This is a genomic window from Haloferax sp. SDI50, assembly GCF_059802635.1.
Genome location: NZ_JBPULL010000001.1, coordinates 30,951 through 51,464 on the forward strand (window position 1 = coordinate 30,951; position 20,514 = coordinate 51,464).

General features: G+C 56.8%; 19 protein-coding genes and 1 pseudogene. 8 read left to right on the top strand and 12 right to left on the bottom strand.

Annotated features, from left to right (window positions below; all coding sequences use genetic code 11):
- Nucleotides 1-19: 19 nt before the first annotated feature.
- Complete coding sequence (locus tag ACSR87_RS00175) at nucleotides 20-232, bottom strand: ribbon-helix-helix domain-containing protein (RefSeq protein ID WP_004063282.1); 213 nt, start codon at nucleotides 230-232, stop codon at nucleotides 20-22.
- A gap of 134 nt (nucleotides 233-366) precedes the next feature.
- Here ACSR87_RS00175 and ACSR87_RS00180 point away from each other — a divergent pair, with 134 nt between their 5' ends.
- The gene (locus tag ACSR87_RS00180) at nucleotides 367-693 is read left to right on the top strand and encodes a hypothetical protein (protein WP_498529080.1); all 327 of its coding nucleotides are present in this window, start codon (nucleotides 367-369) and stop codon (nucleotides 691-693) included.
- Nucleotides 694-744: 51 nt separating this feature from the next.
- Here the strand turns inward: ACSR87_RS00180 and aglJ are convergent, their stop codons facing one another.
- The 4 genes and pseudogenes from aglJ to ACSR87_RS00200 all read right to left on the bottom strand — a co-directional run bounded on the left by aglJ (nucleotide 745) and on the right by ACSR87_RS00200 (nucleotide 4,752).
- Entirely contained in the window at nucleotides 745-1,653 is a 909-nt protein-coding gene (gene aglJ, locus ACSR87_RS00185) for an S-layer glycoprotein N-glycosyltransferase AglJ (protein WP_498529081.1), read from the bottom strand.
- A gap of 102 nt (nucleotides 1,654-1,755) precedes the next feature.
- Nucleotides 1,756-2,499 (bottom strand): UTP--glucose-1-phosphate uridylyltransferase AglF, encoded by a 744-nt coding sequence (gene aglF, locus ACSR87_RS00190; protein ID WP_004063279.1) that lies wholly within the window; start codon nucleotides 2,497-2,499, stop codon nucleotides 1,756-1,758.
- Between the two features lie 91 nt (nucleotides 2,500-2,590).
- A pseudogene (locus ACSR87_RS00195) lies at nucleotides 2,591-3,274 on the bottom strand (IS6 family transposase).
- Between the two features lie 53 nt (nucleotides 3,275-3,327).
- Nucleotides 3,328-4,752, bottom strand: a complete 1,425-nt coding sequence (locus ACSR87_RS00200) for an oligosaccharide flippase family protein (RefSeq protein WP_498529082.1) — start codon at nucleotides 4,750-4,752, stop codon at nucleotides 3,328-3,330.
- A gap of 114 nt (nucleotides 4,753-4,866) precedes the next feature.
- Between ACSR87_RS00200 and ACSR87_RS00205 the strand changes: the two genes are divergently transcribed.
- Nucleotides 4,867-6,279, top strand: coding sequence for a sulfatase-like hydrolase/transferase (locus ACSR87_RS00205; RefSeq protein ID WP_498529083.1), 1,413 nt, complete (start codon nucleotides 4,867-4,869; stop codon nucleotides 6,277-6,279).
- 16 nt (nucleotides 6,280-6,295) lie between these two features.
- On the opposite strand, the gene ACSR87_RS00210 is transcribed toward ACSR87_RS00205, so the two are convergent.
- Nucleotides 6,296-7,486, bottom strand: coding sequence for a glycosyltransferase family 61 protein (locus ACSR87_RS00210; protein ID WP_498529084.1), 1,191 nt, complete (start codon nucleotides 7,484-7,486; stop codon nucleotides 6,296-6,298).
- A gap of 461 nt (nucleotides 7,487-7,947) precedes the next feature.
- Between ACSR87_RS00210 and ACSR87_RS00215 the strand changes: the two genes are divergently transcribed.
- The 3 genes from ACSR87_RS00215 to ACSR87_RS00225 all read left to right on the top strand — a co-directional run bounded on the left by ACSR87_RS00215 (nucleotide 7,948) and on the right by ACSR87_RS00225 (nucleotide 10,191).
- Nucleotides 7,948-8,304 carry a CatB-related O-acetyltransferase gene (locus tag ACSR87_RS00215; RefSeq protein ID WP_498529085.1) on the top strand — a complete coding sequence of 119 codons (357 nt, stop codon included), beginning with the start codon at nucleotides 7,948-7,950 and terminating at the stop codon, nucleotides 8,302-8,304.
- Between the two features lie 200 nt (nucleotides 8,305-8,504).
- On the top strand, nucleotides 8,505-9,299 hold the full coding sequence (locus ACSR87_RS00220; protein ID WP_498529086.1) for a hypothetical protein: 795 nt from the start codon (nucleotides 8,505-8,507) through the stop codon (nucleotides 9,297-9,299).
- A gap of 1 nt (nucleotide 9,300) precedes the next feature.
- Nucleotides 9,301-10,191 (top strand): glycosyltransferase family 2 protein, encoded by an 891-nt coding sequence (locus ACSR87_RS00225; protein WP_498529087.1) that lies wholly within the window; start codon nucleotides 9,301-9,303, stop codon nucleotides 10,189-10,191.
- An 8-nt stretch (nucleotides 10,192-10,199) separates the two neighbouring features.
- Here the strand turns inward: ACSR87_RS00225 and aglG are convergent, their stop codons facing one another.
- Nucleotides 10,200-11,141 (bottom strand): glucosyl-dolichyl phosphate glucuronosyltransferase, encoded by a 942-nt coding sequence (gene aglG / locus ACSR87_RS00230; protein ID WP_498529088.1) that lies wholly within the window; start codon nucleotides 11,139-11,141, stop codon nucleotides 10,200-10,202.
- 116 nt (nucleotides 11,142-11,257) lie between these two features.
- On the opposite strand from aglG, the gene ACSR87_RS00235 reads away from it, so the two are divergent.
- Entirely contained in the window at nucleotides 11,258-14,413 is a 3,156-nt protein-coding gene (locus ACSR87_RS00235) for an oligosaccharyl transferase, archaeosortase A system-associated (RefSeq protein WP_498529089.1), read from the top strand.
- Between the two features lie 181 nt (nucleotides 14,414-14,594).
- On the opposite strand, the gene aglM is transcribed toward ACSR87_RS00235, so the two are convergent.
- Nucleotides 14,595-15,887, bottom strand: a complete 1,293-nt coding sequence (aglM, locus tag ACSR87_RS00240; RefSeq protein WP_498529090.1) for a UDP-glucose 6-dehydrogenase AglM — start codon at nucleotides 15,885-15,887, stop codon at nucleotides 14,595-14,597.
- 121 nt (nucleotides 15,888-16,008) lie between these two features.
- Here aglM and ACSR87_RS00245 point away from each other — a divergent pair, with 121 nt between their 5' ends.
- A complete protein-coding gene (locus tag ACSR87_RS00245) occupies nucleotides 16,009-16,977 on the top strand; it encodes a DUF368 domain-containing protein (RefSeq protein WP_498529091.1) in 969 nt (322 codons plus the stop codon).
- A 107-nt stretch (nucleotides 16,978-17,084) separates the two neighbouring features.
- On the opposite strand, the gene ACSR87_RS00250 is transcribed toward ACSR87_RS00245, so the two are convergent.
- Nucleotides 17,085-17,240 (bottom strand): rubrerythrin-like domain-containing protein, encoded by a 156-nt coding sequence (locus ACSR87_RS00250; protein WP_004041411.1) that lies wholly within the window; start codon nucleotides 17,238-17,240, stop codon nucleotides 17,085-17,087.
- A gap of 168 nt (nucleotides 17,241-17,408) precedes the next feature.
- Nucleotides 17,409-17,963, bottom strand: a complete 555-nt coding sequence (locus tag ACSR87_RS00255; protein ID WP_498529092.1) for a class I SAM-dependent methyltransferase — start codon at nucleotides 17,961-17,963, stop codon at nucleotides 17,409-17,411.
- Nucleotides 17,964-18,169: 206 nt separating this feature from the next.
- On the opposite strand from ACSR87_RS00255, the gene ACSR87_RS00260 reads away from it, so the two are divergent.
- On the top strand, nucleotides 18,170-18,358 hold the full coding sequence (locus tag ACSR87_RS00260) for an HEWD family protein (protein ID WP_013035288.1): 189 nt from the start codon (nucleotides 18,170-18,172) through the stop codon (nucleotides 18,356-18,358).
- A gap of 31 nt (nucleotides 18,359-18,389) precedes the next feature.
- Here ACSR87_RS00260 and ACSR87_RS00265 read toward each other — a convergent pair whose 3' ends face one another.
- Nucleotides 18,390-19,070 carry a phosphoglycolate phosphatase gene (locus ACSR87_RS00265; protein ID WP_498529093.1) on the bottom strand — a complete coding sequence of 227 codons (681 nt, stop codon included), beginning with the start codon at nucleotides 19,068-19,070 and terminating at the stop codon, nucleotides 18,390-18,392.
- Nucleotides 19,071-19,178: 108 nt separating this feature from the next.
- Nucleotides 19,179-20,381 carry a Cdc6/Cdc18 family protein gene (locus ACSR87_RS00270; protein ID WP_498529094.1) on the bottom strand — a complete coding sequence of 401 codons (1,203 nt, stop codon included), beginning with the start codon at nucleotides 20,379-20,381 and terminating at the stop codon, nucleotides 19,179-19,181.
- Nucleotides 20,382-20,514: the final 133 nt, after the last annotated feature.

Sequence of the window (20,514 nt, forward strand, 5' to 3'; positions counted from 1 at the left end):
GGCCGCTCGCCTCGGTCGACTACCGCAGGTAGCCGAGGTCGGTCAGTTGCTCCGCGATTTCTTGGAACTCCGCCTCCGAGAGATCGCCCCCGGAGCGCTCGTGCTGGATGACGATGCTGCGCAGGAGGAACCGGACGAGATCGCTCGTGCTCGAGAAGGTGGTTCCTTCGATGGTGTCGTCGACGCGAGCGGCCAACTCCTTCGGAATCGAGACCGTCGTGTACTCGGTCATGGGTCGACCGTGGCACCGGGCGAGGTTAACCCCAACGGTGGCAACCGGGACCGTCCGGCGCGGTTTCCCGGCGTTCACTGGCATTTCGCCGGAGGTCGGGGGTTTTTCCATGCGGGACGTACTATACACGTTCGATGGCCGCGAGACCGCCGCAAAACGATACGTCGGAGCCGGACTCAATCGAATTCGGTATCGCCGCGCTCGCCGATGATGTCGACACCGCAGACATCGACTACCCGGCAGACGCGACCGAGATCACACGGGCGCTTGGCGACGTTTCCGTGCCGATTGACGCCGCGGGCAATACGGTCGCGATAAGCGACGCCCTCGCCGCCGCGCCGAAAGACCGATTCGACTCCCGCCGGGACCTCTTGGAGACGCTTCACCCGGTGTTCGAGGAGTTCCGCGCGAAGGCGTCGAAGAGCCTGATGGGTCGGCTTCGTTCGCTCGTCCCGTTCTGAAGGCGGTCTCGGTTGGCGCCCTCCAGTCCCGACGGCCCGGTTCGAACCGACTCACTCCAGTTCTTCGATTCGTTTCATCTGCTCGCGGTGTAGCGAGAGGATGAGATCCGACAGCACGCCAAACATCAGCAGTTGTACCCCGAAGAGAATACCTGCCATGGAGACGACGGCGATGACCTCGTGGGAAATCGAGCGAACGACCCACTCGTAGGCGACGTACAGGGCGAGCCCGAGCCCGGTCGCGGTCGACGCGAACCCGACGCTACCGAAGTAGAAAAGCGGGTTGTTGGTCTTGGCGCGGCGATACAGTTCCAGGAAGATAATACCACCGTCGCGGATCGGGTCGAGATTCGTATCCGAGCCGTCGGGCCGCGGGTAGTAGGTCGTTGGCACGACCGTCGTCTTGATACCACGCTTCGCGCACTCGACGGCCATCTCCGTCTCGATGCCGAAGCCGTCGGAAGTGAGCGTCATGGCGAGAAACGACTCGCGGGTGAACGCCCGGTAGCCGCTGAGGATATCACGAAAGTCCTGACCGTGAATAAACGCGAACGCCCGGTTGATGATGCGGTTTCCGACTCTGTTGAGCCGCGTCATCGCGCCCGGCCGCATATCGGCGAATCGGTCGCCGATGACGTGGTCGTACCCCTCGGTGAGCGGGTCGAGCATCTTGGTGGCGTCTGTCGCTTCGTAGGTCCCGTCGCCGTCGAGCATCAGGACGTACGGCGCTTGGATGTGGTCTTCAACGGCTTCTCTGACAGCCTGGCCTTTTCCGGACCCCGACTGGACGACGACATGAGCACCGGCGTCTTCGGCGAGTTCCCGTGTCCCATCTGTGGAGCCGCCGTCGATGACGAGGACGTTGGCGAATCCCTCATCTCGGTAATCTGAGATGACATCGTCGATAGTCTTCGCCTCGTTGTAAGTTGGGACGAGAACGCAGGTGTCGCCGTAATCCATTGCCAAACATAAGGAGAAGTTGGCTGCAAAAATGCTTCGTATTCAGTGCTACGAAACCAGTTCAAAAAAGAACTAGGTCACCTGCATGGACGAAGGGCTAGTTCAGTCTTGTTTCTCTGTACTTTCGCTCTCTTTGGCCTCGAGGATTCGGCGTTCGGCTTCGTCACGGTCTTCCGGATAACCGACATCAATCCGCCATCCTTCAAGTCGGATAGCATCAATTGTACGGCCAGACCGAATGAGTAAATCGATAGCCTCGCTTATCTCGTATTCTCCACGGTTTGATGGCTGGACGAGATGACAGGCGTGGAATATCGCTGGAGAGAAAGTATAGAAACCAGTCATTACTAAGTTTGAATTAGGCTCTTCTGGCTTCTCCACAACATCTGTAATCTCACCATATTTGTTTGTTTCGCAGACACCAAATCGAGATGCATCTTCCCAAGGAACTTCTTCTACTAGGAATGCTGCATCTGCTCGATCTTCTCGTTGACGATTAACGACATCAGAAAGATTTGCATTGAATATGTTATCACCTAGCATTAGCATGAAGTCTCCGTCAACATCATTCTCTACGGTCAACAACGCATGCGCGAGACCGTTTTGTTCACGTTGATGACGGTAGGTAATTGGAATCCCATCGAAATCATCTCCGTAGTGGCTGATAATATCCTGCTTTCGATACCCGACAACGACGACGAACTCTTCAGCATCGAGGGCAGCTAGCTGCTCGAAGCAATGTGTTAAAATCGGTTTGCCTGCAACCTCTACCATTCCCTTAGGTTTGTCTTCAGTAAGAGGTCTTAGGCGAGTTCCTTTTCCGGCGGCGAGTATGACTGCTTGCATGATTCTTCGAGACCTGTGCCGACACAAATATCTTTTGTGTGTGGTAGTTTATCATCATATTGAATTGACAAGGTTATTTTTACGGCACTGTCTAGTCAACCTCCTGAGCTGGCGGCCGTCTGTTGAGCGATTGATGCGGTCGCTGAAAGTTATAGTAATGAACAGATACTGCAAGTCATCGGCGAACACTCAGCTGACTGTTCACCCATGAGTTGTGGAAACGGTAAACTCACATTTTGAACATCTGAAACCACTTTTCAATCAGGTTTCGGTCTGTGTAGTCGACCCAGCTGTTCAACCTTAATCGAGAAAAGGCAGTCTAGTATCCGAAAGCATCAGCCGGAAGCGCCGTCTCTGAACAGTCGTGTTTCTCATAGACCCCGTAGAGAAATGCAGCCTCCGGATTAGTTCTATGGCGCTTGAACAGTGCGACGCCAAGGATCACTTTCGTGTCGAGATTTATTGCAGCGTACAACCAAGACCACTCGCCATTGATTTTGACAGCGGTCTCGTCGAGTGCGACCCGCCTCGGCTGCCTCTTCGACGGGTCTGACACACTATCAGCCAGCCGATGTAGCCACTGAAAGACTGCTTGAAACGAGCGTTCTATGCCAAGTAACCGAAGAATCGCTTCTGTCTTTCTAAGTGAAAGACCGGCCCGGCAGCACAGAGTCGGACGGCGAACGCCCTGACGGGCTCACCGTCCTCTCCCACTGCTAACATTCAAGCGTAGCGCTGTGTCCAAACTCTCGTTGAGCAGGTCTTCGAGCAGCATAGGAAGCTAGCTCTTCAACCTGTTCATCTCTTAACTAGGTGCCCTGGAATGTATCATCCAATGAAGGATACATTATTTCTGAGAATACCTCGAAAGCGTGGAGAGATTCCGATGAGGCAACTGAAGTAGATAATTCCACCGAGGCCAATGAAACAGAGAGTAGCAACTAGTGAAGGTAGAATCGGAGGAAGGAACTTCTCAACCGGTAAAGAAATCAGAACAACGACACCCATTACAGTAGCGGCTATCATTTGTTCAAATATTTCACGTATTGGAATTGTAAAGGAAACTAGTGAACTAAGATAGTGGTATGAGATGACAAATGCTGCCGCCGATGCAATAAGACTACCGGCAGCAGCACCTAACCACCCAAATTGCCAGACTAGAACTACATTGAGGACCGTATTACTCCCTACAAATGAAATATTACACCAATACGCCAGGTCTGGACGATCAATAGCCATCAATGTGTTAAGTAGCTGCTTGAAATATCCATAAATGAGAAGTGAGCCAATAAGTAGGACGAGTGCAGGGTACCCCTCTGAAAAGTCAGAACCATACACCAAGAGGATTCGATCACCAAGGAGAGAAGCACCAATGAGACCCGGAATAAGAAAGAGTCCATTAAATGCAAGTGTGTCAGAGACAAGAGATCCAATCTCATCTAAATTGCCATTAGAGGATATTTCGCTTATCTCTGGGAAAAAAGCCGAACTAACAGCGTTTCCGAAGGCAAGAAACGAAGCAACATTCCATGCTGCATTATAAAACCCGACAAACGAGGATGGGACAAAAAGACCGAGTACAAAGATGTCCATCCAAGTAAATGACCTCCCTCGTAGAGAGTCAAGCCAAGAAAATCGCGCGAATGATAGTATTGAGCGAAAATGCTTTTTTTGCGGTAATTTGAGCGAAAGTCGAAGCTGTGTCACACCAAATAGTGCTGTTAGGAATGTCCCTATTACAGCACCAGCTAACATCCCCCAAAGTCCAAGCCCTAATGCTAATAAACTAATTTGAAACGTACTTTGACATAAACGTTGAATCGGCTCTAATCCTCCTGAGATATGAACGCGTCGCTGTCCTTCAAGACCAACTCTAACGAACCTGAAGATCACTCTCACACCCAGCAGAGCCAATAACAACGCCGTCATGTCTACACCAAGATAGCCTGAGAGTTGTGGTGAGACTGCAACAATCACTAACGCAGTCAATGTAAAGAACGTGGACATGGTAGCAAACCCAGCAATTAGATACGGAACACCATCCGCGGACTCGCTCACCCGTTTTTTCAATGCAGTCGTAATGCCAAGCTCACTTCCAAATTGAAGCCACGCAACAACCACGATAATAAGCGAGTATGTTCCAAAAACGCTAGGACCAAGAAGTCGGGTAAAATAAATCGTCGCAACAAAACCAAGCACGGACGCGAGCAGGTTAGATATATAAAAAACGATTGATGTTTGTCCAAGCCTCATATGCGGGGTACTTCACGTAGAAGTATTGGATCCTAAAATAAGCCATCGGTTCAAGAGGAGCGAAGCGATTAAGATAGTATATGATCGAAGACGAATAGCTGTGTACTAGAGACAATGAGTGACACAAACGTTCTTCTCGTCATCCTCGATAGTGTCCGAGCAAAGAATACATCTCTTCATGGACACAAACATGACACAACACCGTTCCTAGATGAATTCGCATCTGAGTCGGTGGTGTATGATCAAGCACGATCTCCGGGAATTCATAGTATCTCAAGCCATGTGAGTATTTTCACGGGATATGAAGTCGCTGAACATGGTGTATTCGGACACACATCCACTATCGATCCGTCAGAGACTATTTGGGCTGAGCTTTCAGCAAAGGGGTACGAAACTGGTCTGTTTACACCAAATATCGTTGTTGGTGAGGCGTCAAACTTGGCTGATTGCTTTGATGTCATTGAAGGTGGGAAGCGATTGTTTCCAGAGGCAATGAGTCCAGATGAATTCGTAGGAAACATCTCAATACAAGAGTATGTACGGAAGTGTATCAAGGACGAGCATCCACTGCAAAGCTTTCTGAACGGTGTTGAAACGTACTTTAAACCATCAAATGCACATTCCCCCAAACGAGAAGCCGCAAACGTTTATGTAGACGACTTTCTGAATTGGTTCACCGAACGTGATGGACCGTGGGCCGCGTGCCTTAATCTCATGGACGCTCACTATCCATATCTTCCAAAAGATGAGTTTGACGAATGGGGGGGGGAACAGCTCCAAAAAATCCATAAAGATCTCCCTAAAGGACCGCTCACACGGACATTTCTCACTGGAGAATGTCCAATGTGGCAACTAGAGGCACTTGAGCACCTGTATGATGGAGGAATTCGACAGATGGACCACGCATTAAGAAAGCTCATCGGAGAACTGCGGCGGTCTGGTGCTCTCAACAATACACTCCTCGTGATAACGAGTGACCACGGGGAGGGATTTGGTGAACACAGTCTTCTTGACCCTAGAACACCGATTATCGATCATAGTTGGGGTATCGAAGAAATTCAAACGCACGTGCCGTTAGTCGTTAGATATCCAGACGGACCAACAGGGAGGCGTATTTCAAATCTCGCTACGCTGTCTAAATTCCCAGAAGTTGTTCAATCAGCTCAGGCAGGAGACGCGTGTGCCGACTCATTCTGTCCAAGTGACGGGCAAGTGGTGGTCTCTACATTCCGAATGGCTGATCCAGAAAAACTCCCAGATACAGTTGCAGACAAAGACCGATTCCGAGGACCATGGCGAGCGGTCTATCAACTCAGAGATGGAACTGTATTCAAATATGCAGATAGAGGTGAGAATTCAGTAAAATTAGAAGTCCCTAACGCACAAACGGCGTACAAAATTAAAGATTCAGATGGCGGTTACGTCTCTAAAGTATTCAATGAAATGGAGAGATATGACATTGAAAAATCACGACGTGACGTTAGTAACGCGACTGAACAGCGACTTGAAGACCTTGGCTACATCTAATAAAAGACAAAACACACTATGAGATCATATGTTCATCTAACTTGTTAATCACTTTAGTTATATCAACACGCAGGTCAGAACCCTCAGCATCACAGTATATCGGCTCATATTGATATTCCAAAGAGGTAGCAAGTCGGTGATACGTATTCAATCGTTTTTGTCCAAATAACTCAACTACGAGTGGGTCAGAGGCATAAATTAGATTTGCGAATCCTGCACCATGTGGTCCTACTACAACTTCAGCCTCTGCAAACAATGAAACTTGTTCTTTCACAGAAAGTTCTTCTAATACATATGGTCTGAAACCCCGGGTTCTGAGAGCACTAATGAGTTCTTTCTCATTTATAACTTGGCGTTTTGTTGCATTTTTTCGAGAAATGTAAATTCTTCCATCACCTTTTGTCTCATCAATATTCTCGATCATTTTGTTCCGGAGCCAATCACTATGGTTGGGAACCGGTTCAATCTGTGATGGTATGAGGATTTTGTTAGCGTGGACGGCGGCTGATTCTAGCGCCCAGAGATCATTGTCATCGTACCCAAGTAGAGATAGCGATTCAGCCATCCAAGATGAAAGATCTGGAGGAACAATAATTGTTGGTTCGTTTCCAGTTGAGTCGATATATCGTTCTACCCAGTGAAGCTTCAATAGGCACTCTATTGTCCAATGGAAGTAATTTGGCCAGAGAGGCATCAAAGCAATTGCTTCGTCAACATGTGTAATGGGATCTGGAGATTTACCTGCAAGTACTGACCAGAGTTGGTTAAAACCACACTCGTAACCAAACATCGAAAGAGCAACACTCACACGCCGTGAAGAAAGGTGAGGTGGTCCGACAGAATCTGATATAAAGCGGCCGTCTTGGGTTCGAATAAGGCCAGTTGGTTGAAAGACAGTTGCATCAACAAACTGAGCACATTGTTGAGGTACTACCTGACCATAGCTAACGTTTGTTATATTGTCATCATCCCCGACCCGCGTTTTTCGTGGTATGTGGTTCTTTTCTGTCGCTATGGAATCCAAATACGAGAAAGAACCATTATTAATGACTGATTCAACACTGACTACATCTTCATCGTAATCAAGTGAAGCGTCAACATAGTAGCGAAGTATTTTCTCACGGAATAATTGCTCGTGAATTTCTCTGAAGAGCGCACCTACACCGTCGTGGCTCACTTTTCGAGACGCTTGGCGCAGGAGATCCATAAATATAGCTACGGTCCCACGAAATCTATATTTGTCTATCTTGTATACAAAGGTGTAGTCAAACTCCGGTACCAGTTTAAGAATGATAACGCGAATGTTACCAATAGAATATGTTCGGTAAATACTCTAAACGTATAGCTATATTGCTTCTTCGACAGACCAAGTATCCTGAACCAATTGTCAAAGTGATTAATAATTTGCCGGTGGAGACTAATATTGAGAAGTCACAGTCAGTATCCGTTGAACGTGGATGTACATTTATTGGTAACGTACGGCTCGGGCCGGATGTCACGATCGGACGAGACAGCCATCTAGAAGGAGACATTGAGGTTGGTAGAGGAACAAATCTAGTTCGGGAAGATGAGCTAATTGGTGACATCACTGTTGGTAACTTCTGCGCAATTGCACGAGACGTGACAGTACAGGCACGAGATCACTTGACATCACGTCCGAGTATCCAAATGCGATTCTATCAAGAATATCTTGATTCATCACTCCCGCACGTTTCGAAGGGGCGAACAAAGATTGGAAGCGATGTGTGGATAGGGACAGATGTTACTATATTATCTGGTGTGAATATTGGTCACGGTGCGATAATCGGCGCAGGGGCAGTTGTAACGAAGGATGTTCAACCGTATGAAATTGTGGCTGGTGTCCCGGCAGCTCATAAGGGCTGGAGGTTTGATAAAGAGATACGCGAGCAACTGCTTGAAACGCAGTGGTGGGAGTGGGATGTAGAGAAGTTACGGAAGAACCACGAGTTCTTCCAAACTAACCTAGAACAGGTTTCGGATATTCGTGATCTGCTAGTTGAGTAGCCCAGGGTTGATAAACGGTTATATGGAAGTGAACGCCATACCTCAACAATGGATTTACGATGTTAAGCAAACTATCTGTTCAGAACCTTCGAAGAGTGTTAGACAATCCACAGCTGCTTAAGGGAGAGGTTTCAAAGACATGTTTGTTTGTGAATGAAAAGATACACTCTCTGGCAGCATCACATAGTTGTTTTGATGTTATGGCTGAAGACTGGGACAACTTACTTATTCTTGATGGTTGCCGATACGATACATTCAAGAAACGAAATACTATTGATGGTACTCTGAAACGGCAAACTTCCCCTGCCTCTCAAAGTTTAGAGTTCATGAAGTGCAATTTTTTTGAAAGAGAATTTCACGACACAATTTATATTACTGCAAATCCATTCTCGACTGAGATTAAATCAGGGACATTCTACAAAGTTGTTAATTTATTAGATCAGTGGAATGAGGAATTACAAACAGTCAAGCCAGAGACTGTCGTTAAGTCCACGTTGCAGATTTCTCAGGAGTACCCTGATAAACGTCTACTCATCCATTTCATGCAGCCACATTACCCATTTATTGGAGAGAAAGGTAAAGAACTCTCGCATAGAGGGTACAGCCCGACGAAAGAGGGACGGAAAAATAGCTTTTCTGTGTGGGATGAGTTACAATATGGTGTCGCAGATTATAACCTCACACAAGTTATCGAAGCTTATGAAGAAAATCTTGATATAGTTTTAGCGCACGCTGAAAAGCTACTTAGCGAACTCAATGGCAAGAGCATTGTCACCTCAGACCATGGAAACCTCCTTGGAGAGCGAATTAAACCGATTCCGATAAGAGTTTACGGGCACCCAGCCGGCATACGAAGTTCGCCACTTGTTGATATTCCGTGGCTCATCGTCGAAGGGGACCGTCGCGACGTGACTACTGAGGAACCGGTCGGAGACACGGAAATAGATGGGTCAGTCGTTGAGGATCGTCTGACTGCGCTCGGATATACAGAATAAAATGGCGGGTGAGTCACCCCTTCCAACAGTCTCTGTAATCGTTCCAGTTTATAACGACCCCGCAGGAATACGTGACACACTGACTGCGCTGACCAAACAGACGTACCCGACGGAGAGAGTAAACATACTCCCCATCGACAACGGGTCGACAGACGAAACGCGTGACGTGATTCGTCAGTTCGAACGCGAGCACGAGAACGTCACACTCGTCGTCGAAGACGAAATCCAGGGGTCGTACGCCGCCCGAAACGCTGGCATAGAACAGGCGACGGGGGAGATATTTGCGTTCGTCGACGCCGACATGTCCATGGACGATTCGTGGCTTGAAACGGCGGTTGACGCGATGGGTGAGGCAGCGTACGTCGGGTGCAACGTCAAACTGGTTATCGATGAGGAAGACACGTTAGCAGCAAGGTTTGACGCACGGACCGCCTTTCCCATAGCGCAGTATATTCGTCAGCAGCAGTACGCTCCGACGTGCGGGCTACTCGTCAGTCGGGAGGTCGTCGACGATGTCGGCCCGTTCGACGAGCGTCTCGTTTCGGGCGGTGACTCGGAATTCGGCAGTCGAGTCGCAAACGCCGGGTACAGGCAAGCGTTTGCACCGGCGGCGACACTGTACCACCCAGTTCGAGATTCGTTCTCGTCGCTGGTGAAAAAAGAACTTCGCGTCGGCCGCGGCTTGTGTCAGCGGCAAGAGTACTATGCCGAGCGGTTCGGCCGTCCCGGGATTCCGCCACGTCCGAGTGGCGTGAAGTCGCCCGATGAGGAGTCGGCCGGTCTCGATTTCGAGCGACTGCTCTTCGGCGTTCTCTCGGTAGTGATGACAGGAGTTCGCGCCCTCGGGTATTATCGTGAGTACGTCCGATACGTTCGCGGGAACAGCCGCTGAAACGCCAACTAATTATTCGTCTTCTCCACGAGGTTCGGCGTCAACAAACCGTAGACGTATCCAAATCCAACCGCCGCAGTGAAAACGAAGATAGCAATCAATTGTTGGACCTGCGCCAGCGACGGGTCTTTGACGAGATTCTTGAGTCGGTCAACAACGTAGACGAGCATCAAGTCCTTCAGATACGCGTTTTTATCATCTGACGCTTGTGGATACAACAAGTCCATCACGCGCTTCGAGTAGCCCTGCCAGAACGAACGAAAGACGAGCCAGTCAAACTCAGTTCGATATTCGAAGAGTTTGTGATTCACGCGCGCCTGTTTGTTATAGATGACGCGCTCGCCCGTCTGTTCGTAGATACGAATGCAGACGGGTGCTTCGTGTGCCTGGACGTGTTTGTCACCTTTTCGACCGGTGTTCGTGTCGTAGCCGCCCACTTCGAGAAAAACGTCGCGCTTGAAGGAGATGTTCGAGCCGTAGGTGTTCCGAACCTCCTCCATGTGCTCGCCGAACCCACGTTCGTCACACCCGACGAGCCAGTAGAACTCTTCTGGAAAGAAATCTGGTTTGCGAGCGACCCAGTCGGGGACGACGGTACCGCCGACAGCGACCGCATCCGGATTGTTTTCATAGGTTTCGACGAGCGTCTCGACCCAATCGGGTTCTGCCGTTGCGTCGTCATCAATCATCGCGACGACGTCGCCGGTTCCGAGCTCAGCACCTTTGGTCCGACTGTACGAGATACCGCGGTTCTCGTCGTTACAGTGCAGAACGACGCCGTCGATGTCACCGAAGTCGTCTTGCACGCGGTCGAACACCTCTTCGTTCCCATCGACAACGATGACGAGCTCGAGGGGTTCGTAGGTCTGTGCGAGGACACTCTCGACGGTCTCGGAGAATGACTCGTACCGTTCCATCGAGTACGTACAGACCACGACGGAGACTTTCATAAGTCGGAGTTACCGAGGAGTCCCGAATAAGCATTGTCCTTCGATTTGTAACTAGCTATTTCTACCGACACAGACTATCACAAGGCTTATGAACGGCTTGGCGGTTGTTGGTCACAATGAGTGACGAGCAAACAAAGTATTCGCCCTCCATAGCGGATCTCGCTCGCGACTGGTATCACATACCGGTCCTCTCGACTATTATTCTCGTCATGCTGTGGATACGCCTCCGCAGTTATGACGCATTCATTCGAGAGGGCACAGTGTTCTTCTCAGGAAACGACGCCTGGTATCATCTTCGCCAGGTGGAATACACCGTCCGGAACTGGCCCGCGACGATGCCGTTCGATCCGTGGACCGAATTCCCGTTCGGCCGGACCGCAGGTCAGTTCGGGACAATTTACGACCAACTCGTCGCGACCGCGGCGCTCGTCGTCGGTCTGGGAAGCCCGTCATCAGACCTCGTAGCCAAGGCGCTCTTGGTCGCCCCGGCCGTCTTCGGTGCGTTAACCGTTATCCCAACCTACCTTATTGGGAAGCGTCTCGGTGGCCGTCTCGGTGGGCTCTTCGGTGCGGTTATTCTGATGCTGCTCCCAGGAGCGTTCCTCCAACGTGGGCTCGTTGGGTTTGCAGATCACAATATCGTAGAACCGTTCTTCATGGGCTTTGCCGTCCTCGCGATCATGATCGCCCTCACGGTTGCCGACAGAGAGAAACCCGTCTGGGAACTCGTTGCGGCACGCGACCTCGATGCGCTCCGTGAACCCCTGAAGTGGTCCGTTCTCGCCGGTGTCGCAACGGCCATCTACATGTGGTCGTGGCCACCGGGAATCCTTCTCGTCGGTATCTTTGGCCTCTTTTTGGTCCTGAAGATGGCTTCCGACTACGTCCGCGGTCGGTCGCCCGAACACACTGCGTTCGTCGGTGCCATCTCGATGACGGTCACCGGCTTACTGATGTTCATTCCAATCGAGGAACCGGGATTCGGGGTGACCGACTTCGGCTTCTTGCAGCCACTGTTCTCACTCGGCGTCGCCCTCGGTGCTGTGTTCCTCGCCGCACTCGCCCGGTGGTGGGAATCGAACGACGTCGACGAGCGATACTATCCTGCGGTGGTTGGCGGAACCATGCTTGTCGGGATAGTGCTGTTTTCTCTCGTCCTTCCGACTGTTTTCGATTCGATTGCACGCAACTTCCTCCGTACGGTTGGGTTCAGCGCCGGCGCTGCGACCCGAACCATCAGTGAAGCCCAGCCGTTCCTCGCAGCAAACGTACTCCAGTCGAACGGTCAGACTGCTGTCGGCCGTATCATGTCCGAGTACGGCTTCACCTTCTTCACAGGTGCTCTCGCGGCAGTGTGGCTCGTCGCGAAACCGCTTGTCAAGGGTGGAAACTCGCGGAAGATCGGATACGCTGTCGGGAGTCTCGCCCTCATCGGAGTGCTCTTCTTGATACCGGCGCTTCCAGCAGGAATCGGCAGTGCCCTGGGCGTCGAATCGTCGCTCGTTAGCCTCACCATCGTCACCGCACTCATCGTGGGCGCAGTGATGCAAGCCGACTACGAGAGCGAACGTCTGTTCGTCCTCGTGTGGGCAGCCATCATCACGTCAGCAGCGTTCACGCAGGTTCGTTTCAACTACTACCTCGCGGTGGTCGTCGCGGTGATGAACGCCTACCTCCTCCGAGAGGCCCTCGGAATCGACTTCATCGGCCTCGCGAACGTCGAGCGCTTCGACGACATCTCGTATGGGCAGGTCGCAGCAGTCGTGATTGCCGTCCTCCTCATCCTCACGCCCGTTCTCATCATCCCGATTCAACTCGGCAACGGCGGCGTGTCTCAGACCGCCATGCAAGCGTCCCAGACCGGTCCAGGAACGGTCACTCAGTGGGACGGGAGCCTCACCTGGATGCAGAACAACACACCCGCAGAAGGTGAGTTCGGCGGCGAATCGAACCGGATGGAGTACTACGGGACGTACGAGTACACAGACGACTTCGACTATCCGGACGGTTCGTACGGCGTCATGTCTTGGTGGGACTACGGTCACTGGATTACCGTCCTCGGCGAGCGCATCCCGAACGCGAACCCGTTCCAAGGAGGTGCCACCGAGGCAGCGAACTACCTCCTCGCCGAAGACGAACAGCAGGCTGAGTCGGTTCTCACCTCGATGGGTGACGACGGCGAAGGCGACCAGACCCGCTACGTCATGGTCGACTGGCAGATGGCTTCGACCGACGCGAAGTTCAGCGCGCCGACCGTCTTCTACGACGAGTCGAACATCTCCAGGTCGGACTTCTACAACCCAATGTTCCGCCTGCAAGAACAGGGCGAGCAAACGACTGTCGCCGCCGCGTCGAGCCTCAAAGACCAGCGGTACTACGAGAGCCTGATGATCCGGCTCTACGCGTACCACGGCAGCGCCCGCGAGGCGTCACCAATCGTCGTCGACTGGGAAGAACGTACGTCCGCCGACGGCTCGACCACGTTCAGAGTGACGCCCTCGGACGGGCAGGCGGTCAGGACGTTCGACAACATGAGCGCCGCGGAGGAGTACGTCGCGAACGACCCGACCTCCCAGATCGGCGGTATCGGCGCGTTCCCCGAGGAGCGCGTGTCCGCCCTCGAACACTACCGCCTCGTGAAGTCCTCGAACAGCTCGGCGCTCCGCTCGGGGTCCTACCAGCGGTCGCTCATCAGCGAGGGCAACACCTACGGCCTCCAGCCGCAGGCGCTCGTCCCCAACAACCCCGCGTGGGTCAAGACGTTCGAGCGCGTCCCCGGCGCGACGGTCGACGGCAGCGGTGCCCCGGCCAACACGACGGTGACCGCGCGCGTCCAGATGCGCGACTTGACGACTGGCACGAACTTCACCTACACGCAGCAGGCGCAGACCGACGCCGACGGTGAGTTCACGATGACGCTCCCGTACTCCACGACCGGCTACGACGAGTACGGCCCGGACAACGGCTACACGAACGTCAGCGTCCGCGCGGCGGGCGGCTACGCGTTCACCGGGCCGACCTCGGTCACCGGGAACAGCACCATCGTCAGCTACCAGGCGGAGAACGTCGCCGTCGACGAGGGCCTCGTCAACGGTGCCGAAGACGGTACCGTGCAGGTCACCCTCGAACGGAACGAACAGGAACTCGACCTGCCCGGCGACTCCTCGTCCGAGGATGGCTCGTCCGAGGACAGCACGTCCGACGACTCGCAGACGAACGAATCGACATCGGCCTCGGTCTCGGCGCCGGGAGCCGTCACGGTCGCCTCGTAACGAAACGAACGGCGACGAACGACGCTTTTTTTCGCGTCTTCTGCGACACCGGTCACCGCTTTTCGAACTAGCCAGCGGCTATCGGACGGAGTGACCGAAGAATCCGCTCGGGAGCGGTCCGCGGGGCCGACGCAGACGAGCGATCCGTGAGTGAGATTCGGACGAGCGACGTGAAATCCCTTTACACGAGCGATTCGTAGTCGATGCCCTCGCGTCGAGTGACGATGCGACGACCGTCGATGACGACGGGCGAGCGCATGGCGTCGAACTCGTCGTCGAGCGCCGCGAACTCGTCCCAGTCGGTCGCGACGAGCGCCGCGTCGGCGTCTGCGAGCGCGTCCGCGGCCGAGTCGGCGTACTCGATATCGGGGAACCGCTCCCGCATGTTCCCGGTGGCGACGGGGTCGTAGCCGACGACATCGGCCCCTGCGTCGAGGAGCGCCTGAATGAGTAAAATCGCTCGGGATTTCCGGATGTCGTCGGTGCCGGGCTTGAACGCGAGTCCGAGCACGGCGACGCGCTTGCCGTCAAGGTCGAATCGCTCGCGGAGGAGGTCGAGCATACGCTCCGGTTGGCCGTCGTTGACGTCGACGGCGGCCTGCAAGAGGCGCGGTTCGTAGCCTTGAGCGCGGGCGGCGGCGATGATGGCGGCCGTGTCCTTCGGGAAACACGACCCGCCCCAGCCGAGACCCGCACCGAGGAACGCCGACCCGATACGGGAGTCGAGGCCGATGCTCCCCAACACTTCCGCGGAGTCGACGCCGAACTCCTTGCAGATGTTCGCGAGGTCGTTGGCGAGGCTAATCTTCGACGCGAGGAAGGCGTTGTTGGCGTACTTTATCATCTCGGCTTCGCTGATGCCGGTCTTGACGACGGGCGGGTTCCCGGCGCGTTCGACGAGCGGGGCGAAAATCTCGGCTAGCGTCTCGTACGCCCGGTCGGTCTGCGCGCCGAGAACGATTTTGTCCGGAGAAAGGAAGTCGTCGACGGCGGTGCCTTCGCGGAGGAACTCGGGGTTCATCGCGATATCGAACCCGTCGCCGACGCGTTTCCCCGAGGCCTCTTCGATTCGCGGCCCGATGACGTCGACCGTCGTCCTCGGAACGACCGTGCTCTTGGTGACGACGAGGTGCGAATCGTCTTTCCGGGCCAGCGTCTCACCGAGCGAGGTCGCTGCGGCTTTCATCGCGCCGAGGTCGATACTGCCGTCGTCGTTCGACGGGGTCGGCAGGGCGAGGAACGTCGCGTCCGTGTCGAGAATCTCGTCGTAGTCGGTCGTCGCTCGGAGTCGGTCTCCCGCGTACCGTTCGACGAGGTCGGCCAGTCCGGGCTCGTGAATCGGGGCCTGCCCATCGTTGAGTGAGGCGACGATGTCTTCGTCGATGTCCACGTTGACGACGTCGTGTCCGAGTTCAGCGAAGCACGCCGCGATAGTCGTGCCGACGTACCCACTCCCGATGATACTGAGCTCCATTGGTAGAGTTGTGAATGCCAGGTGGTTTGATTCTTTCCGAGTCCCGTAGTTCACTGAGGGAACAGCCGGAATCACGTAGCGGTGGACTGATATCCTCCCCGAGAGAGGGTCCGACAACGAAATGGCGAGGAATTCAGACGGGGACACTCCCCGGCTCTCGTGGCTTCTCATCTACCTGAAAGGCGTCTGCATGGGTGCCGCCGACGCCGTGCCGGGCGTCTCGGGTGGCACAATCGCGCTTATCACCGGTATCTACGAGCGACTCATCAGCGCGGTGACGGCCATCACACCCGGCCGAATCAAGCGCGCCCTCGGCGTCGTCGTCCCCGGACGCCGGGCCGACGCGGTCGCGGCGATGCGCGAAGTCGACGTCGGCTTCCTGCTCGCCCTCGGCGCGGGTATCGCCACCGCCATCGTGACCGTGATGCGCGTGCTCCACATCGCGCTCAACGACGCGCCGGTGCCCACCTACGGCTTTTTCTTCGGGCTCATCGCCGCGTCGGCGGTCGTGCTGTACGCCCAAGTGTCGCTCGACGGCCCGCGTCAAATCGCGGCGGCCGTCGCCGGGTTCGGCCTCGCGTTCGTCGCCTCCGGCGGGAGCGGCGGCGCGTTCGGACACTCGCTGCCCGCGATTGCGGTCGCCGGCGGCATCGCCGTCAGCGCGATGATTCTCCCCGGCGTCTCCGGGTCGCTCATCCTGTTGATTCTCGGGCAGTACGAGTACATGAACGCGGCGCTCAACGCGTTCATCGACAGCCTTCTCGACGTCGCCGGCGGCGCACCGCTGTCGGTCGTCGTCGAACCGGGGACGGTCGTCGTCACGTTCATGGTCGGAGCCGTCGTCGGCCTGTTCAGCATCGCGCACGTCGTCCGCTGGGCGCTCGAACATTACAGGCGGGCGACGCTCGCGTTCCTCGTGAGTCTCATCGTCGGCGCGCTCCGCGCGCCCGTGGTGGAGAGCACCGCCGCGCTCGTCGACGCCGGACGGTCGTGGACGACGGAGCTCTACGCCGCGTTCGCCGTGGCCGCGGTCGTCGGCGCGGCGGTCGTCCTACTCGTCGACCGGTACACGGACGTCATCGAGTCGTGAGCGCGCATCGGTGCGGCGCGTCGACGCGGGATGCTCCGGTGCCCCGTGAGAAGGAAGTCGGTCGGTCGTCCGAACTCGATGACGTGCGGAATCGCGCGACTCGCGCCTCACTCGCGGGCGACGGCGATGTTTCGAACCGACCCGCCGCAGTCGGGACACTCCGACAGGTGGCTCGCGCTGACGGTCCGAGTCCGACAGGAACGACACTCGTAATACCCCTCGGTCGGATGATAGTCGTCGATTACTGAGTTATGTAATACCATGGTATATTATACCATGGATTTTGTGGTAAGCGTTGTCCTGATATTCACCAAATTACTCTAGGATATTAATATTCTAAGCCAGCATGGGCACTCGAACGAGGAGCGAATCAACTTCTGCACGGCTCACTGTCCAATTCCAACGGAGGTCACTTCACAGGCTCGTTCGCGTCAGCGCCGGGCGACGCAGACGAACGTCTCGCGTCGGGTCTCGCCGTGGGTGACGGTGAAGCCGGCCGCTTCGAGCGCGGAGACGGCGTCGCCGAGGCCGAATCGCTCGTCTCGCGGCGGGCCGTCCTCGCCCGAGCCGGATGTGGACCAGTCGACCACGACCACGGTACCGCCGGGACGGACGACGCGAGCGAGTTCGGCGAGCGCCTCGTCGGTGGCGAACTCGTGGTAGGTCATCGTCGAGAAGGCGGCGTCGAGGTGGTCGTCGTCGAACGGGAGCGACGCCACGTCGGCCGTGACGAACTCGACGTTGTCGGGCGCGCCCTTCTCGCGGTAGTAGTCGTGCATGACCGCCTGCACGTCGACTGCGTAGAGCGTGCCGACGTGCGGGGCGACCTCGTCGGTGAAAAAACCGGTGCCGCTTCCGAGATCGGCGACGATGCGTTCGGGCGCGACGCCGAGGTGCGAGAGCAGTTCCTCCCGCGAGACGAACCGGAATCTCGCGGGGTCGTCCAGTTTCGCCGCCCTGTCGGCGTCGAAGGTGTGAAAGCCCATGCGATTTACTCCGCGTCCCGAGCCGTAAGTCCCATCGGTTCCTCCTCGAGTCGTGTTTGTCTCGTGCATAGCCGCCGGTGAGTCAGTCCGCCACCGGGTCGGGTCGGGTCGGAGCGGGTCAGCGCGGGTCGGCGCGGGTCCGAGCGACCGCCCGCGAAACTGCCGACGACGATGGGCTTTTTTGCCCGGCAGTCGGTCTCACAGGTATGGAACCCCAACTTCGACGGCCGACGCGACGCGCCTGCGAGCGCTGCGGTCGGGTGGAACGCTGGGACGACGACGCCGCGACGTGGCTCGTCGCCGAGACGGACGGCGAGAAACGGGTCGGAAGCCCCTACTGCATCCACGAGTGGGACATCAACGGCCGCTTCGCTCCCTTCGAGGAACCGGCCTAAGACGCCGACGAGCGGCGCGCGCGGTCGGCGGCTACGCCACGTCTTCTTCTCGGAGCGAGTCGAGCACCGACAGCGTGCCGTCCATGTACGACTGGTCGAGCACCGTGTCGGCGGCCTCCTTGGCTACGTCGTCCGCGTTGGCGACGGCGTACGACCGCCCGGCGACCCGGAACGTCGAGGCGTCGTTGACGCTGTCGCCGACGGCGACGAAGTCCACCGGGTCGTAGTCCATCGTCTCGCAGACGCGTTCGAGGCCGACGCCCTTCTCGACCCCCGGCGTCTTGATGTGGTAGGCGAAGCCGGTGTCGATGACTTCGACGTCGAACTCGTCTGCGACTGCCCGGAGGAGCGCCTCGTCGGCGTCGAGACGGGCGATGATTTCGGTCTCGCGCCAGCGATTCGCGGTGTCCGCGGCGTCCCAGCCGAGGTCGCCGCCGCGGGCGACGAACTCGTCGGCGGCGGCCTGCGCGGCCTCGCGGTCGCCGGTGAACGTCACCTCGCCGTCTGCGAGGACGACCCCGCCGTTCTCCGCGATGACGGTCTGCGGGAGGCCGAGATAGTGACACAGCGAGACCGGGTACGGAAACGCCTTGCCGGTGGCGAGGATGACGGGCGCGTCCCACGCCGGGAGCACCTCGAACGCGCGGGGGTCGAGATGTCCGTCCGCGTCGGTGAGCGTCCCGTCGATGTCGAGTACGAGCGGCGGAACCATACCCGGAGTTGGGCGACGGGGGAAAAAGGTTCGGCGGTCGGGGAGAACCGCGCCGCGGCCTGCGCTCTCGACGCCGCCGGCGAACTCGTGGCGGCGAGCGCCGACGCCTCAGCGCTCGGCGTCGTCCAGCCCGCGGAACGCCAGCGTCGAGAAGTTCGGGACGGGTCGCGTCGCCGGTCTGCCCGGGCCGTCGGTGGAGTCGGAGTCCGAAATCCGGCGCACGATGCCGAGGTCCGAAAGCTCGTAGAGGACGCGCCGGACGGTCGCCGGCGACAGCGACACCCGCGGCGACGCGGCGATGTGCTCGGTTGCCGTCGAGACCGAGGCCGTCTCCTCGTCGTCGAGCGCGACGAACGCCCGGAGGACGCGCCGGCGGCTCTCGGGGAGCGCGAACACGCGGCCGAGCGAACAGCCGTCGTCGGGGACGGCGTCGATGCCGGCGCAGACGTACTCGGTGTCGATTGTGTCCGCACCGTCGGCCGCGGCGAGCGTCGCCGCCCCGTAGAGCGCCGACAGCGCGTCGTGGGCGTCGCCGTCGGCCCACTCGGCCACCTCGCGCGTCGCCTCGTGCGGGAGCGCGTTGTGGGCGACGCCGTCCGACGCACGCGCGACGAGGATATCGACGAGGCTGTGGCGCTCGTAGGCCGAGACGGCGATGGACGCCGCGTCGGTCGCGTCGGTTACGTCGTCGTCATCACCGGCTTCGGTCGCGTCGCTCCGCGGGTCGCGGCCGACGGTGAGCACCGAGACGTGCGGCGACACCGACGAGAGCGTCTCGACCGCCGTCGCCGCGGAGACGGTCTCCGGCTCGCCGACGTGGTCGACGGCGACGACCGCGCGTTCGTCGTGGGCGACCCGCGCCGTGAGCCGCTCGCGGAGCGCCTCGACGCCGACGCCCTGCGAGGGCACCGACTCCTTCGAGAGCGTTTCGAGCGCCGCGTGAAGGAGCGCGAACTCGGTCGGAGCGTCCCGAGCGTCGACGTAGGCGAACGAGGTCGTCGGCGTGGCGGCGGTCCGCGTCGCGGTGTGGATGACCGACCGTCGGGCGGGGAGGGCGCTGGCGAGGTGTTCGAACAGCGCCGCGACGACCGCCGACTTCCCGACGCCCTTCGGCCCGTGGACGTGAGCGACGGGCGGCAACTCCCCGTCGAACACCGGGTCGAGATGGTCGAGAATGCGTTCGAGCGTCGGACCGCGGCCGGTCGGCTCTCGGGGATGAGCCGTCGGGTCGAGCGCGCTCAGGTCTCGGACGAGCCGCCGTCTCTTCCCGCCGCGCCGACGCCGCCTGGTGATTCTGTCTTCGAGGCGCATGGCGTGGAACGTTCCGTGGCTGACGGTATCCGGCGCACGCCTAAAAACCGACCACTACCGACAGCCGCCGTGTGGAATGAGAACACGAAACACTGAAATCGGCCGTCCGGAGCGCTTCAAAGGCAGTTGAGAG